We start from the raw sequence: 15,956 nt of genomic DNA on the forward strand, positions 1-15,956 counted from the left end.
TCTGTGCCCGTACCGTCGATGGGATACTGCCAAGTTGGCACCCAAACCCCATTTTCAATATTACAAAGTGGCAGACGGCCCCTTAAACTGAGATTTACGAAGAATTCAAAAATATTTTTCAAAACACACATCTATAGCTAAATCAATAACTTATAATTTTTTTATAGGACACTCCCGAAACTTTTAAAAAACCTGGTATTTTTTTTGCAATATCCCCATCAAAAAGAAAACTGTCGCTTTACTCATTCAATAATAGGAGAGGCAGAAGTTATGGCAGCAAAAAACTTATCGTTTGAAAACGATGCAAGAACCGCTCTGCTGGCTGGCGTGGAAAAGCTGGCAGCCGCGGTCAAATCCACCCTGGGTCCTCGCGGCCGTTGTGCGATCATTGACAAAGGCTGGGGTGGTCCGACCGTGACCAAGGACGGTGTCACCGTCGCCGAGGAAATCGAACTGGTTGATAAAACCGAAAATATGGGCGCCAAGCTGGTCAAAGAAGCCGCCAGCAAGACATCCAAAATTGCCGGGGACGGCACCACCACCGCGACCGTGTTAACAGAGGCCATTTTCAAAGAAGCCTTTAAGAACCTGGCCGCCGGCGCTGATGCAATGGCCCTCAATCGCGGCATTCAGAAGGCGGTCGCCGCTGCAGTTGAAGCCCTGAAAGGACAGGCCCAGCCCATCAATGCCGCAAAAAAGACGGACATTGTCAATATCGCCTCTATCAGTGCTAATAATGACACTGAAATCGGCGAAAAAATGGCCGAGGCCTTTATGCGGGTCGGCAAAGACGGCGTCATCACCATCGAAGAAGGCAAGAGTCTTGATACCACCGTCGAATACGTCGAAGGGATGCAGTTTGACCGCGGCTATTTGTCGCCTCATTTTGTGACCAATCCCGATAACATGACCTGTCAGCTCGACAAACCCTATATCCTGGTTTTCGAGGACAAAATCAGCAATGTCGCTAAAATTGTTCCCCTGCTGGAAGCTGTCGCCAAAAGCAAGCGTCCTCTGCTGATTATTGCAGAAGACGTGGAAGGCGAAGCCCTGGCCACGCTGGTGGTGAACAAACTTCGCGGTATCCTTCAGGTTGCTGCAGTCAAGGCTCCCGGTTATGGCGACCGCAGAAAAGCCATGCTCGAGGATATTGCCGTCCTGACGGGTGCAGAGCCTATTTTCAAGGATCTTGGCATCGACCTGGAAAAAGTCAAATTGTCGCAGTTGGGCCAGGCCAAGAAGGTGACCATCGACAACGACAATACCATCATCGTCGAAGGTGCTGGTGCCAGCGCTGCCATTCAGGGACGCATCAAACAAATCAAAGACGAAATTGAAAAAACCACCAGTGATTATGACCGGGAAAAACTTCAGGAACGGCTGGCCAAACTGACCGGCGGCGTTGCCCAGATTCGCGTCGGGGCCGCCAGCGAAGCGGAAATGAAAGAAAAGAAGGCCCGCATTGAAGATGCCCTGCACGCCACGCGTGCGGCGATTGAAGAAGGGATCGTGGCCGGCGGCGGCGTCGCCCTGGTTCGCTGCATCGAGTCGGTCAAGGCTCTTAAACTCAGCGGCGATGAAAAAACAGGCGCCGACATTATCGCCAGCGCCCTGCGGATGCCCTGCTACTATATTGCCGAGAATGCCGGCGCGGTAGGCAACCTGGTGGTCAACAAAGTCGCTCAGGGCAAAGGCGGCTTTGGCTACAATGCCGATAAGGATAAATACGAAGACCTGCTGGAAGCCGGGGTTGTGGATCCGGTCAAGGTTACACGAATTGCCCTGCAAAATGCCGCATCGATTGCGGGTCTGCTGCTGACAACCGACTGCATCGTCACAGAAAAGCCCAAGGACAGCAAGAAGACTGCTCCGGCTGGCTCAGCGGATATGGACGATATGGACGGCATGGATATGTAATGGAACAAACATCAAACAACTATACACAGACAGGAGAACTGTTATGAAACTGATACCCCTTGAAGATCGTGTTGTCGTCAAACCCCAGGAAGCCGAAGCCAAGACCGCAGGCGGGATTGTCCTGCCCGACACCGCCAAGGAAAAACCTCTCATCGGCAAAGTCATTGCCGTGGGGCCTGGCAAACTGATGGATAACGGCCAGCGAGCCCCGATGTCGGTCAAGAAAAACGACACCGTGCTGTTCGGCAAATACAGCGGCAGTGAAGTGGAAGTGGACGGCGAGGATTACAAGGTTTTGCGTGAAAGCGAAATCCTCGGCGTTATCGAAAAATAACAATCCTATCCGGAACACTGGAGGTTTTGAAATATGGCAAAACAAATGATGTATCAGGATGCGGCACGGGCTCAGCTCAAAGAAGGTCTGGCCCAGTTGGCCGCAGCCGTCAAAGTTACGATGGGGCCTACCGGCCGCAATGTGCTGCTGCACAAAAGCTGGGGTTCGCCCAAAGTCACCAAAGACGGCGTATCCGTCAGCAAGGAAATTGAGCTGCCCGATCCGTTCAAAAATATCGGCGCCAAGATGATTAACCAGGTCGCCAGCAAGACCAGTGACCGTGTCGGCGACGGAACGACCACCGCCACCGTCCTGGCTGAGGCGATTTACAATGAAGGTCTGAAATATGTTACCGCCGGCGTCAACCCGGTCGCCATTCAGCGTGGTATCCTCAAGGCTGCTGAAGTCGCCACCGAGTATATCAAAAGCATCAGCAAGCCCGTCAAAGGCCATGATGATATCGCCAAAGTAGCTGCAATCAGCGCCAACAACAACCCGGAAATCGGTGAAATCCTCGCCCAGGCCATGGACAAAGTCGGCAAGGAAGGCGTTATTGAAGTCGAAGAAGGCAAGGGCATGGAAACCGAACTGACCGTTGTCGAAGGCATGCAGTTTGATAAGGGCTATATCTCGCCTTACTTCATGACCAATCCGGACACGCTGGAATGCGTGCTGGAAGATGCCTATATTCTGCTGCACGAAAAGAAAATCGCCAACCTGCGGGAACTGGTTCCGCTGCTGGAAAAGATTGCTCAGACCGGCTCCCAGCTGCTGATTATCGCCGAGGACGTGGAAGGCGAAGCCCTGGCAGCACTGGTCATCAACCGCCTGCAGGGCGTATTGAAAGTCTGTGCCGTCAAGGCCCCGGGCTTTGGCGATCGCAGAAAAGCCATGATGCAGGATATCGCGGTTCTGACTGCAGGCCAGGTCATTACCGAAGACCTCGGCATCAAGCTGGAAAGCATCGAGCTGTCACAGCTTGGGCGAGCCAAAAAGGTCGTTGTGGGCAAAGAGAATACGACCATCATTGAAGGCGCCGGCAAGAAGAAAGACATCTCTGCCCGCTGCGATCAGATTCGCTCGCAGATTGAGAAAACCACCAGCGATTACGACCGTGAAAAACTTCAGGAACGGCTGGCTAAACTGACCGGCGGCGTTGCCGTCATCAAGGCAGGTGCAGCCACCGAAACTGAAATGAAAGAGCGCAAGGATCTGCTGGATGATGCCCTGCATGCCACCAAGGCCGCAGCCCAGGAAGGGGTTGTTATCGGCGGAGGCGTGGTTTTCCTGCGGTGCATCCCGGAGGTCGAAAAGGCCAAAAGCAAAGCCAAAGGCGATGAAAAGATCGGCTTTGATATCCTGTGCGGGGCATTGAAAGCTCCGACCCGCCAGATCGTGGACAATGGCGGCATGGAAGGCAATGTGGTCGTTGAAGAGCTGCTGGAAAAAGGCGGCAATATCGGCTTCAATGCCAATACCGGCGAATATGTCGATATGTTCAAGGCTGGTATTATTGACCCGGCGAAGGTCGCACGCACTGCCCTGCAGAATGCCGCGTCCGTGGCCGGTCTGATGCTGACCACCAATGTCGTGATTACCGACCTGAAAGACAATGACAAGAAAAATGCAGTTCATGGCGCAGTAATCTAACTCCAACAATCCAGAAACCGAGTTACCGTCCAGGCTGCATCCTGCTGTTCAGGTAACTCGGTTTTTGCTTTAAGCCGAAAGGCAACAACGCGATGGCAAAACGCGACTACTATGAAGTGCTGGGCGTGGAAAAAAATGCCTCCGCCGACGACATCAAACGGGCGTATCGGCAGCTGGCATTAAAATACCATCCGGACAAAAATCCGGGCGACAAGGAAGCCGAAACCAAGTTTAAGGAATGCGCTGAGGCGTATGAGGTCCTCAGTGATCCCGAAAAACGCAAACGGTATGACCAGTTTGGTCACGACGGGTTGCGCGGTGCCGGCGTTCATGATTATTCCCATATGAACGTCCAGGACATCTCCGATATGTTCGGAGATATGTTCGGCGACCTGTTCGGGGATATGTTCGGCGGCGGCCGGCGACGATCCGGCCGCTCGCAGGGGCAAACCCGCGGGTACGACCTGGAAACTTCGGTCGAATTGACGCTCGAAGAAGTCGCCAAAGGCACTGAAAAGACCATTGAATTTACCCGTCAGGACACCTGTACGGATTGCGGAGGAACCGGAACCTCCAAAGGCAAGGCTCCGTCTCGCTGTCCAACCTGCGGCGGCGCCGGACAGGTCCAGCGGGCCGGTCTGGGCGGATTTTTCCAAATGGTCTCGACGTGCCCGACCTGTCAGGGTGCCGGCCAGGTGATCACCGACCCCTGCCGCAAATGCCGCGGAACGGGTTTGGTCCCCAAAAAACGGACCCTGGCGGTAAAGATTCCAGCCGGTGTTCACGAAGGTCAGGGAATACGAGTCGGCGGGGAAGGCGAGCCGGGCAAACACGGTGGCCCGCGTGGTGATTTGTATTGCTATGTCCGCGTCAAGGCACATCCGTTCCTGATGCGGGAAGGTTCGAATCTGGTGGTAACCGTTCCGCTGCGATTTACGCAGCTGGCGTTGGGAGACACCATCGATGTGCCGACACTGGAAGGCACCAAACAGCTGAAAATCCCCGCTGGCACCCAGCACGGGGATATTTTCCGGATACGCGGGCATGGATTGCCAGAGTTGCGATCCGGACGAAACGGAGACCTGATGGTTCGGGTGATGGTAGAAATCCCCAAAAAGCTGACCAGCGAACAGCATGAGCTTTTACAGAAATTTGCACAAACCGAAAGCAAAGATACGTCTTCGGAAAGCTCCAGTTTTTTTGACCGACTCAAACGGCATCTCGGGGCGGACAAATAAATCCCCCTGCCAGGTCGTGTCCGGTAGTCGGATTGAGCGATACAACGTACTGAGCCAATACGGAAACACAGAATGTTATTTGGTCGTAAAAAAAAGAATATGAGCGAACAAGAAAAAAACAATCAGCAGCCAGCCCCGCAGACGTCTGAACAGCCGGTTGCGGCGGCCGCTCCGGAAGACCTGCAAAAGCAGGTTGAAAAGCTTGTGGCCGAAAATAAAGAACTGACCGAGAAGTATCAGCGTCTGGCGGCCGACTATGCGAATTATCAGAAACGGGTCCCGCGTCAGATTGCCGACTCCGTGGATTATGAAAAACGCGGCATTATCAAATCGCTGTTGCCGACACTGGATAATTTCGGCCATGCTTTAGCGGGGGCCAAAACGGCCCAGGGCACAGAGGCCCTGCAAAGCGTCATTCAGGGAATTCAATTTCTGTATGACCACTTCTTCGATGCCCTCAAGGCCCATGGGGTTGAAAAAATCGTCAGTGCGGGGCAGCCATTTGAGCCGGGAAAACATGAGGCCCTGATGCAAAAATGTGACCCGGACAAGCCGGACAATATTGTGTTGGAAGAATTACAGAGCGGCTTTATCCTTAACGGTCAGGTTCTGCGGCCGGCCAAGGTGGTCGTCAACAAACTACCCAGTCCGCCGGAACCTCCTGCCGAGGAAACGACCGACGTCGAAAATAATGATACCGAAGCTCAAGCATCATAAGGAGTCTGCTTATGCCTACATACGATTATCAATGCGATGCCTGCGGACATCAGTTTGAAGCCTTTCAGTCAATTACTGCCAATCCGCTGAAAAAGTGTCCCGAATGCGGCAAATCGAAATTAAAACGATTACTGGGGACCGGGGCGGGGCTGATTTTCAAAGGGTCCGGTTTTTATCAGACCGATTATCGGTCTGAGACTTATAAGAAAGCCGCCAGTAATGACAAGCCCGCTTCGAGTTCCACCGAATCCAAGACAGAAACCAAAGACAGCAAGCCGGCAGCACAAACCAAAACCGAATCCACCTCTTCATCCAAGAAGAAAACGGCGTAACTCAGATGGCGTGGGTTTACCTGTTTGTTGCGGGGATTATTGAAGTCGGGTGGGCGATTGGTCTGAAATACAGCATGGGTTTCACCCGGCTGGTACCGTCTGTTCTCACTGTGCTGGGAATGGTTGCCAGTTACGTCTTTCTATCGCTGGCAGTCAAGACCCTCCCGCTGGGAACAGGGTATGCAATCTGGACAGGTATCGGTGTAGCCGGGACGGCATTGGGAGGGATTATTCTGTTTTCTGAAAGCGTAAATCCGATTCGTATCCTGTGTCTGATGATGATCCTGACGGGCATCTTGGGATTAAAACTCACTTGCACCGGACAATGAGCTGATGGGGCTTTCCGTTTCTCAATTGAAACGTGATTTGGAAGTCATGGCCGATCCTGAACAGGCCGTGATCTTACAGCGGTTTTTCAAAACCGGGCCGGGACAATATGGCCAAGGAGATATTTTTTTAGGGCTTAAAGTTCCCCTCCAGCGAAGACTGGCCAAACAGTACTGTCATTTGCCGCTGGAGGATGTCGTCAGTCTTTTGCAAAGCAAGATACATGAACACCGGATGACCGCCCTGCTGATTTTAATTCAACAATATGCCCAGGCGAATGCCGTGTCCCGCAAAACGATATTTGAGCTATATCTGAATTATCGTAAATGGATCAATAACTGGGATTTGGTGGATTTGTCAGCACCGAATATCGTTGGCGATTATCTGCTTGATAAAGACCGGGCGATATTGTACACGCTGGCTCAATCAAACAGCCTCTGGGATAAACGCATCGCAATCGTGGCAACCTTTGCGTTTATCAAACACGGACAGGCCGATGACACCTTTGCCATTGCGGAACTGCTGCTGAACGATGAGCACGATTTGATTCACAAGGCCACAGGCTGGATGCTGCGGGAAGTCGGCAAACGTATTAGCCAGGATACCGAAGAGCGTTTTCTCCAGACCCATTACCGCCAGATGCCCCGGACGATGCTGCGATATGCCATCGAGCGTTTCAGCCCGGCACAAAAGAAAAAGTATAGTGGTCGGTTTTGATATGTCCTGACTTGCCGGCGGTATAAAGCCTCAAGCCGCCAGCATGCTGCAACAGCATGATTGCCACGCCTCAGCATAAACCCTGGCGTCTGGAAGTCCGTGCAGGATAAATGACTGATGCTCCTTCCTCACCACAGAATCGACACAAACTCCCATTGAATTGAGACATACCTCAACCCAAAGTGTTGTAAATAGTTGACTTGAAAGACTTTGCGATGGACTACAGCTCCCCGGGTGCAACCCTCTTCATAACCGTTCTCCATCGAGCTTCCGGCTCCTAATCCCTTATTATATCAAGAATTATCAAAGAGCAGGCCGTTCCAGACGGACCGGAAGCGGTGTCAAGTCATATTTCCGTGAATCTACTACGGATTTAAAGCATCTCGGGATACCATCCCCGGAGTTCTGAGTGCTCAACAAGTCGTGCCCCGGAACAGTAGGACAAAACATTCGCTCCGATGATCATGACGATGTCTCGGCGGAATCCTGTTGACCAGCTTCCCACATCTGAATGGACCTCTTGATCTCGGCGGGTCTCGTGGCGGCAAGCACATTCTTACGCCACTGGTCATCCCGAGTCATCCTGCTGATCAGTCCAAGCATCTCCAAGTGGCTTTCCGGCGGATCAATGGGGGATAACAGCAAAATCATTAGCCTAACCTTCCGACCCGTCTCTTGGTCTTGGATTCCCTCTCTGCCGACGCCAATAGCCATTATAGGGCGAGATAAACCTGCTATCCGCGCATGGGGGATCGCCACGTCCTCGCCCACGAAAGTCCCGCCTTGTTTTTCTCGGTCGAGAACGGATTCCAATGCCGATCCCATCCGCCCCTTACCAACCTCGCGACAGGAATCGAGCAGACGCTTGATTGCATCCTCTTTTTCAATGACCTTTTCCCAAACCAGATTGGTCGACCTCGATAGCGCCGCACCGCCCTCACCGATGAAGTCCTTACGCGCCTTGAGCCCTTCATCCGATTCAATAGCCGGAGGGATTATTTCAGGGAATGGTCGCTCTTCCCGTATGGCCTTCGTGTCCAGAACAATGACGGTAATCCCAGCTCCCTCGGTAACCAACCGATCCAGGATACTGCCTTCCCCACGCAATCGCTTCCAAAAAGGCACCTTTTTCCCAGGGGTTCCAATTACAATGTGCCCGACACGATACTCCTTGGCAAATTGGAGGATGGTCTTGACGACATCGTCGCCCTTGTATGTGAAGACCGTTGCCCCCAATTGCTGAGCAAGGGTCAGGGTGTTGGAGAGCATCCGCTGGGTTGCCGCGTCAATGACAGTGGGTTGTTCCTTGGATGTCTGCACATATACGGCATACCAGTTACGGTTCAGCCGCCCGGCCAGGCGCGACGCATAACGCAGCAAGGCCTCGCTGTTCGGTCCCCTGGAGCTTAGACACACCATGACCTGATCCGGGCTTGCGGGAATATCCTCGGCCTGGGGATCGCGTCGGCGCGAATCGATTTGGGCCGCCAACTCACGAAGGGTCAGCTCGCGAAGCTGTTCTAGGTTGGTCGGCCTGAAGAAATGGTCCAACGCGGTTTCAATCCGCTCCTTGGTGTAGACTTTTCCTTCCTTTAAGCGGCGTCGCAGGTCCTCGATGGTGATGTCGACGTTGACAAGCTGGTCGGCTTCGGCGACCACGCGGTCGGGGATTCGCTCGCGCACCTTGACCCCCGTGGCCCGTTCGACGGTTTCATACAGGCTTTCCAAATGCTGGATATTAAGCGTTGAGATGACGTGAATGCCCGCGGCAAGAAGCTCTTCAACATCTTGGTAGCGTTTGGCGTTCCTACTACCCGGCACGTTGGTGTGGGCCAGTTCATCCACTAGGACAACGCTCGGACGCCTGGACAGGATCGCGTCGAGGTCCATCTCCTCGATCTCGATCCCGCGATAGGTGACCTTACGGCGCGGCATCACCTCCAATCCCATGAGCAAGGCCTCGGTTTCCGCCCTCCCGTGGGTTTCGACAAGACCGACGGTCAGGTCGATGCCGTCCTCCTTGATGCGGTGACCTTCCTGGAGCATCTGGTACGTCTTACCCACCCCGGCCGCGTAGCCGAGGTATATCTTCAACCTGCCCCGCTGTGAGCGGCGGATCAGACGCAGGAAGTTGTCCGCGCGGTTTCCGTTCATCTCATTTGCCCAACCTGTCCAAGGCCATGTTCACAAGCAATACGTTAACCAGCGGCTGCGGGGTAAGCACTCCGCCCGGACGGCGCGCATATCTGTCCAGCAATTCCATTATGGTTTCGTTGGATAAACCTCGGGCCGCGGCGACCCTTCCCGCCTGGTATCTGGCGGCGGTAAGCGTGATGTTCGGATCGAGACCGCTTCCCGAAGTGGTTACCAAATCAGCGGGAATCGGATCTTCGGCGGTCGCTTTGAACCTAGCGACCAGGGTCTTTGCCCTCTCGCGAAGCTCCGGATTGGTGGGTGACAAGTTGCTGCCCCCGGCGGCTGCCGCGTTGTAGTCAACCGCCGATGGTCGCGGCCAGAAGTACTCGGGCCGGTCAAATTTCTGGGCAATGAGCTTACTGCCGACGATTTCTCCCCGGCCATTGCTTACTATCGACCCGTTGGCGGAATTGGGCGTCAGGGTCTGCCCAAGGCCCAATATCACCAAGGGATATAGAAGACAGCAAATCACCATCGTTACAAGTACGATCCTGATCGATGTGCCCGCCTGGGTGATAAAGCCGGTTCTTTCAATCGTATTGTCCATGTTCCCTCCTAAAACAGTCCGGTCATGCTCAACGCCAAGTCGATAAGCTTGATGCCGGCAAAGGGCGCGATTACACCTCCCAATCCATAGACCAGGAGGTTCCGTCTCAGGATGCTATCCGCTCCCATGGGACGGTACTTGACTCCCTTGATGGCGATGGGAATCAGAAGCGGGATGATGATGGCGTTGAAAATCAGGGCCGAAAGAATCGCGCTTCCCGGCGTCTCCAATCTCATAATATTGAGGGCCGCCAGTTGTGGGATCGCCAGCATGAACATGGCCGGGATGATGGCGAAGTATTTCGCCACATCATTGGCTATGGAAAATGTCGTCAGCGCGCCCCGGGTCATGAGCAGTTGTTTTCCGATCTCGATGACCTCGATCAGCTTGGTGGGGTCGCTATCCAAATCCACCATGTTTCCGGCTTCCTTGGCCGCTTGGGTGCCGGAGTTCATGGCGACGCCGATATCCGCCTGGGCAAGCGCCGGAGCGTCGTTCGTGCCGTCTCCCATCATCGCGATCAGTCTTCCCACGCGCTGTTCCTTCCGGATGTACTCAAGTTTGTCCTCCGGCTTGGCTTCCGCGATGTAATCATCCACACCCGCCTGCTTGGCGATAGCCGCCGCGGTTAGGGGATTGTCGCCCGTCACCATGACGACGCGCAGCCCCATGGCCCGCAGCCGCTCAAATCGATCTCGGATGCCGGGTTTCAGGACATCCGAAAGCGCGACCACTCCGAGGATGTTTTTTCCCTCGGCAACGACAATGGGCGTGCTTCCATGGCGCGCGACATTATCCACCAGTCGCTGGGTTGCCTCGGGAATCGGAGCACCTTGTTCACGGATATAGGCGCAAACGGCGTCGGACGCACCTTTGCGGTAGTTGCGGCCATCGGGCAAATCAAGGCCGCTCAAGCGTGTCTGCGCCGTAAAGGGAATGACCTTGGCCTGCGGCGATTCGCCCGGCGCTCCGGGTCCAAGAGTCTCCTCTCCAAGCCGCACAATGGATTTGCCCTCGGGTGTCTGATCTCCAAAGGAGGCACACATGGCGGCCTCGGCCAACGCTTCTCTCGTCACTCCGGGCAACGGATGGTACTCAGTTGCCTGGCGATCCCCCATGGTGATGGTGCCGGTTTTGTCCAGAAGCAGCGTGTCGATGTCGCCGGCCAATTCCACCGCCTTACCGCTTTTGGCCAGCACGTTGGCCGAGAGAGCGCGATCCATGCCCGCAAGCCCGATAGCCGCGAGTAAAGCACCGATGGTGGTGGGGATGAGGCAGACCAGCAAGGCGATCAACGTCGGGATCGGAAGGTCCACGCCGAAATATCGACCGATCGGCCAAAGGGCTCCGGTCACCATCAAAAAGGCGAGTGTGAGTCCCGCCAATGTAACGTTGAGGGCAAGCTCGTTGGGGGTTTTCTGTCTGACCGCCCCCTCCACGAGGGCAATCATGCGGTCGAGAAAGGACTCGCCCGCCCCCGCGGTGATGCGAATCTTGATCTGGTCGGAAAGGACGCGCGTGCCCCCTGTGACGCCGGACCGATCACCTCCGGCTTCCCGGACCACGGGCGCGGACTCACCAGTAATCGCCGACTCATCCACGGACGCGGCTCCCTCGATCACCTCGCCATCGCTGGGGATGGTTTCACCGGCGCTAACCAACACAACATCGCCTTCACGAAGCTCGTCGGAACTCACCTGTTCCTCAACGCCATTCATCACTCTTCGGGCAAGGGTTTTGCGCCGGGTCCGTTTCAGCGTATCCGCCTGGGCCTTGCCCCGGGCCTCGGCCAAGGCCTCCGCGAAATTGGCGAAGAGCACGGTCAGCCAGAGGATGGCGGTTACTGCGAATGTATAGAAAAACGCCGACTGTTCGTTAAACAGATCCACAATCAGCACAAGAGTGGTCAGCGCCGCCCCGATCTCGGTAATGAACATCACGGGATTCCGCGCCATGACCCATGGTTTCAACATGACCACGGATTGTTTCCCGGCGGTTCGCACCAGGTTCCTCTCAAAGAGCGAGGCCCGTCGAGCCTTACGACGATCAAGCTTTAATTGTACGTTTTCATTTATATGGTCATTCATGCTTCATACCTCTTTTCCCATTCCCCGGCTCATAGTCCGGCCGCCAAATGCTCCGCTATCGGACCCAGGACGGCCACCGGTAGGAACAACAGCGCCCCAATGAAGACCACGCTGCCCAAAATGACCATGCCAAACAGGAAGGTGTCCGTTCGCAGGGTTCCGGTGGTTTCCGGTGCCGGTTTCTTCGCGGCTAAGGCCCCGGCGATGGCCAAGGGCAAAATGATCGGAACGAATCGGGCCAGCAGCATGATGACGCCGGTGGCTACGTTCCAGGGGACCGTGTTGTCGCCCAAGCCCTCGAAGCCCGACCCATTGTTAGCCGCCGCGGAACTGAACTCATAGAGGATTTCCGTGAACCCGTGCGCGCCGGGATTGTGCACCGTCGAGGCACCCCATGGGGTCAAGGCGAATAAGGCCGTTCCACCCAGGATGAACAACGGGTGAATCAGAAGCGCCAAGAGGGCGAGCTTCATCTCGCGGGTTTCGACCTTGCGATTGAAATATTCCGGGGTTCGTCCGACCATCATGCCGCAGATGAACACGCCCACGATGATGTACAGGAACATGTTGATCAAACCCACGCCAACTCCGCCAAAGGTCACGTTCAGCCACATTCCCGCCAATGGAATGAGACCGGTAAGCGGATTGAAGCTGTCGTGCATGCTGTCGACCGATCCGTTGCTCGTGGCGGTTGTGAGCGTTCCCCACAGCGGGCCAGCGGCGGAACCGAAGCGAAGTTCCTTGCCCTCAAGGTTTCCGGTTGCTTGAATCGGCAATCCGTTAAAGGCGGCTGTTGGAGCGCTTTCAAAATGGACGGCGAGTCCCACCGTTCCAACCAGCAACACGCTCATCACCGCGAAGACAATAACCGCGTGTCGCATCCGGCCCGTGATGCGGCCGAACATCCACACCGATGCCATTGGAATCAGAATGATGCTCAGGCATTCGACGATGTTGGTGAAGAAAGACGGATTCTCGAAGGGATGCGCCGAGTTGGGACCAAAGAAACCGCCGCCGTTGGTGCCCAGTTGTTTGATCGCCGCAAACGCCGCGACCGGTCCCCTGGCGATGGTTTGCAGCACACCTTCAAGTGTTTTGACGGTGGCTGAGCCCTGCAAGGTCATGGGAACACCGCCCAGCAGAAGAAACACCGCCACCGCCACCGCCAGTGGCAGCAACACGAGAAAGGTCGCCCGCATGAGATCACGATAGAAGTTTCCGAGCAATGTTTTGCCGGCGAGCCCCCTGGCCAGGGCGGTCAAGGCGGCGATTCCCGTGGCGGCGGAAACGAATTGCAGCCACATCAAACCGAAAATCTGTGAAAAATAGCTTAACGAGACCTCCCCCGAATAGTGTTGAAGATTCGTGTTCGATGTGAAGGAAGCCACCGTATGAAAAATCAGATCAGGTGAAAGCGCGCCCTTGCCATCCGGATTCAGGGGAAGCACCTGTTGCATCGCTAAAATCACGAACACGATAATGAACATGAACCCGTTAAAGAGGAGCATGGACAGCACATATTCCTTCCATGTCTGCGCCCTGGCGATGACCTTGCCCGCCGCTTTCTCAAAGAGTCTCTCAGCGCCGCCACGAAAACCACCGACCTTGTCGCCGGGGTTCATCGCCCAGGTCATGGCTCTTCCCAGGGGCCATGACAGCAATACCGCTATTCCAAGAATGAAGGTTATGAAAACGATGGACATGACATTTCTCCGTTAGAATCGCTCCGGGTCGATGATGGCGTACACGAGGTACGCCATGCACAACACCAGGACGATTGCTGAAAGATAAAGCATGATAGCCTCCTCATATCTTGTCACATGCGAATGCGAGAGCCGCCAGCGCGGCGAAAAGGGCCAATCCAAGTATTATGTACAGTGTGAGTAGCATGCCTATTCCTCCGTGGCTTTGGCGTGTGTTTCCGCCGTCGTGTCGGTTCGTAATGGGAGCGTGAAGCGGAACGTCGACCCCTTGTCGAGCGCGCTTTCAGCGCCCACATCCCCGCCATGGGCGAGGACGATTTCCTTCACGATGGCCAGGCCCAGTCCCACACCGGATTTCTCATCCTGACCGGGCGCTCGATAGAATTGCTCAAACAGATGTTTTAGTTCTTCCTCCGGCATGCCCTTGCCGGTGTCTTCAACAAGGAACGCCACACGATCTTGTTCCAACTTAGCCCTGATGGTCACCGAGCCTCCGGGGCCAGTGAATCGAAGCGCGTTTGAGAGGAGGTTCGCGAACACATGACGGATCTTTTCGGAGTCCGCCATGACTTCAGGCAAGTCGTCCGACACTTCGTTCACCAGGGTCACGCCCTTATCCTTGGCATCCACGAGGAATGGCTCCATGGCGTCGCGGACAAGGGTTCTCGGTGTGGCGTGCTCGAGTGTAAGCCTCGACTTTCCGGACTCGATTCGGTTGATATCGAGCAAATCGTTAAGAATACCCACCAGCCTTTCGCTATCATCCCTCGCGGCCATAAGGAGCTCTATCTGTTTTTCATTCAGAGATCCGATCCGCTCCTCCAGCAGAAGGTGAATGGACATGCGAAGGGAGGTCAAAGGTGTCTTGAGTTGATGCGAGACGGTGGATACAACGCCGCGCTTCATTTCTTGCTGCTCATGGACTTGAGTCACGTCCTTGAGAATCAACGCCACGCCCGTGGGCTCTCGACGCTCCGGGCCGACGGGAATCGGAACCACCATCGGCTGGAAAAAGTATTCGCGATTGTCAACGAACTGCTGGACGTAACCGTTCTTGGGGTCGCGCTCGACGATATTATCCTCGTCGAGGGCTTTCCGGGTCAGGGGAAGCAGCCAATCGTATCCAAGCTCGCCTGCGAGAACGCCGGGTTTGAGGCCGAAGTGACGGTCGGCCGTTTCAGTTGAGACCTCCACCTTCCCATCGAGATCGAGCACGGCGATGGCGGTTGGGAGAGCCTTGAAGACCTCCTCTGTCGCACGTTTTGTCCGCATCAGGTTGATCCTGTCTTCCTTGCGCACCTGCCTCAGGGCGGCCGCCATATCATTAAAGGATTCCGAAAGCCGACCGATTTCGTCTCTCGATCCGCCTTCAAGAACGAGGTCAAGATTTCCGCCTCGTATTTCGTTCGTGGATTCAATCAGTCGCTTAATCGGGTGTAGAATCCATCGGTGAGCGAGATAGCTGAATAGAAGCGCCAAGAACGTGGAAATCATGATCGCTGCCAACATGCGGCGATGGGCGGTATCCGCGAGCCTTCTCGCGGTGTTGCTGGCCTCGCTCATGTTCGTTTGGTTCATCAATAAAATGTCTTGTGCGATGTCCTTGATCTCCTGGAATAGCGGCTGCACGTTCGAGAAATACTCGGCCTTCCTCTCCTCGATAGATCGTCCGACCTCTGTCACAAGCGGTATGACTTCGACGTATCTTTCAAACAAGGCCCTGATTTTCTCAGCCTTTTCGCGTTCACCGGGAAGCGTTATATTGCCAAGTTCCACATGCAAGGCGTCCCGGAATTTCGTGGTGTTTTCCTCAATGAGACGTTTCCCCTCAAGTTCGTTCCCGGCAAGTGTGAACAGCATGCCACTGTCCATTCGTTCCAAGGATTCCTTCATGTCCTGGCACGCCACCACACTACGGTAGTTTTCCTTGAGGATCATTCCGATGGCCTCGCCGAGTTCATTGATCTGAACCATCGTCATCGCGCCGACAATCGCAATGACGGTGAGCAACCCGCCAAAGCCCAGCATCAGTTTTTGTCTTATTCCAATCATGACCAAGACCTCCACCTGCTAACAAAGCACAAGCCGTGCCAATCGCGTAGTTGGCGTAAATTCAACATGTTACGCATTGTTTGGGAAGAAATCCCTTGTGATGGACAAGGGCGGCCCCGAATCGACCTTGTGTTTTACA

The 15,956-nt window shown here is 54.8% G+C and carries 13 protein-coding genes; 8 read left to right on the plus strand and 5 right to left on the minus strand.

The genetic code is table 11. The features are described 5' to 3' along the window. Positions 1 to 270 precede the first annotated feature (270 nt). From groL (ACQ9LF_RS03450) to ACQ9LF_RS03485, 8 genes are all read left to right on the plus strand, one after another. Positions 271 to 1,917 carry a chaperonin GroEL gene (gene groL, locus ACQ9LF_RS03450; RefSeq protein WP_462487965.1) on the plus strand — a complete coding sequence of 549 codons (1,647 nt, stop codon included), beginning with the start codon at positions 271 to 273 and terminating at the stop codon, positions 1,915 to 1,917. Between the two features lie 43 nt (positions 1,918 to 1,960). Next, complete coding sequence (gene groES, locus ACQ9LF_RS03455; protein ID WP_462487966.1) at positions 1,961 to 2,251, plus strand: co-chaperone GroES; 291 nt, start codon at positions 1,961 to 1,963, stop codon at positions 2,249 to 2,251. A gap of 33 nt (positions 2,252 to 2,284) precedes the next feature. After that, on the plus strand, positions 2,285 to 3,901 hold the full coding sequence (groL, locus tag ACQ9LF_RS03460) for a chaperonin GroEL (RefSeq protein ID WP_462487967.1): 1,617 nt from the start codon (positions 2,285 to 2,287) through the stop codon (positions 3,899 to 3,901). 92 nt (positions 3,902 to 3,993) lie between these two features. Beyond that, positions 3,994 to 5,139, plus strand: coding sequence for a molecular chaperone DnaJ (gene dnaJ / locus ACQ9LF_RS03465; RefSeq protein WP_462487968.1), 1,146 nt, complete (start codon positions 3,994 to 3,996; stop codon positions 5,137 to 5,139). A 99-nt stretch (positions 5,140 to 5,238) separates the two neighbouring features. Continuing rightward, positions 5,239 to 5,856, plus strand: coding sequence for a nucleotide exchange factor GrpE (locus ACQ9LF_RS03470; RefSeq protein WP_462487969.1), 618 nt, complete (start codon positions 5,239 to 5,241; stop codon positions 5,854 to 5,856). Positions 5,857 to 5,867: 11 nt separating this feature from the next. Then, positions 5,868 to 6,188 (plus strand): FmdB family zinc ribbon protein, encoded by a 321-nt coding sequence (locus tag ACQ9LF_RS03475; protein ID WP_462487970.1) that lies wholly within the window; start codon positions 5,868 to 5,870, stop codon positions 6,186 to 6,188. A 5-nt stretch (positions 6,189 to 6,193) separates the two neighbouring features. Beyond that, entirely contained in the window at positions 6,194 to 6,517 is a 324-nt protein-coding gene (locus ACQ9LF_RS03480) for a DMT family transporter (protein WP_462487971.1), read from the plus strand. A gap of 4 nt (positions 6,518 to 6,521) precedes the next feature. Further along, positions 6,522 to 7,232 (plus strand): DNA alkylation repair protein, encoded by a 711-nt coding sequence (locus ACQ9LF_RS03485; RefSeq protein ID WP_462487972.1) that lies wholly within the window; start codon positions 6,522 to 6,524, stop codon positions 7,230 to 7,232. A 462-nt stretch (positions 7,233 to 7,694) separates the two neighbouring features. Here ACQ9LF_RS03485 and ACQ9LF_RS03490 read toward each other — a convergent pair whose 3' ends face one another. The 5 genes from ACQ9LF_RS03490 to ACQ9LF_RS03510 all read right to left on the minus strand — a co-directional run bounded on the left by ACQ9LF_RS03490 (position 7,695) and on the right by ACQ9LF_RS03510 (position 15,817). After that, complete coding sequence (locus ACQ9LF_RS03490; protein WP_462487973.1) at positions 7,695 to 9,386, minus strand: PTS sugar transporter subunit IIA; 1,692 nt, start codon at positions 9,384 to 9,386, stop codon at positions 7,695 to 7,697. A gap of 1 nt (position 9,387) precedes the next feature. Then, positions 9,388 to 9,975, minus strand: coding sequence for a potassium-transporting ATPase subunit KdpC (gene kdpC, locus ACQ9LF_RS03495; protein WP_462487974.1), 588 nt, complete (start codon positions 9,973 to 9,975; stop codon positions 9,388 to 9,390). An 8-nt stretch (positions 9,976 to 9,983) separates the two neighbouring features. Further along, entirely contained in the window at positions 9,984 to 12,062 is a 2,079-nt protein-coding gene (kdpB, locus tag ACQ9LF_RS03500) for a potassium-transporting ATPase subunit KdpB (protein ID WP_462487975.1), read from the minus strand. Between the two features lie 29 nt (positions 12,063 to 12,091). After that, on the minus strand, positions 12,092 to 13,765 hold the full coding sequence (kdpA, locus tag ACQ9LF_RS03505) for a potassium-transporting ATPase subunit KdpA (protein ID WP_462487976.1): 1,674 nt from the start codon (positions 13,763 to 13,765) through the stop codon (positions 12,092 to 12,094). Positions 13,766 to 13,954: 189 nt separating this feature from the next. Continuing rightward, positions 13,955 to 15,817 carry a sensor histidine kinase gene (locus ACQ9LF_RS03510; RefSeq protein WP_462487977.1) on the minus strand — a complete coding sequence of 621 codons (1,863 nt, stop codon included), beginning with the start codon at positions 15,815 to 15,817 and terminating at the stop codon, positions 13,955 to 13,957. Between the last annotated feature and the right edge of the window lie 139 nt (positions 15,818 to 15,956).

The organism is Anaeroglomus insulsum, from assembly GCF_050689095.1.
GTDB classification, from domain to species: Bacteria; Planctomycetota; Phycisphaerae; order Sedimentisphaerales; family Anaerohalosphaeraceae; genus Anaeroglomus; species Anaeroglomus insulsum.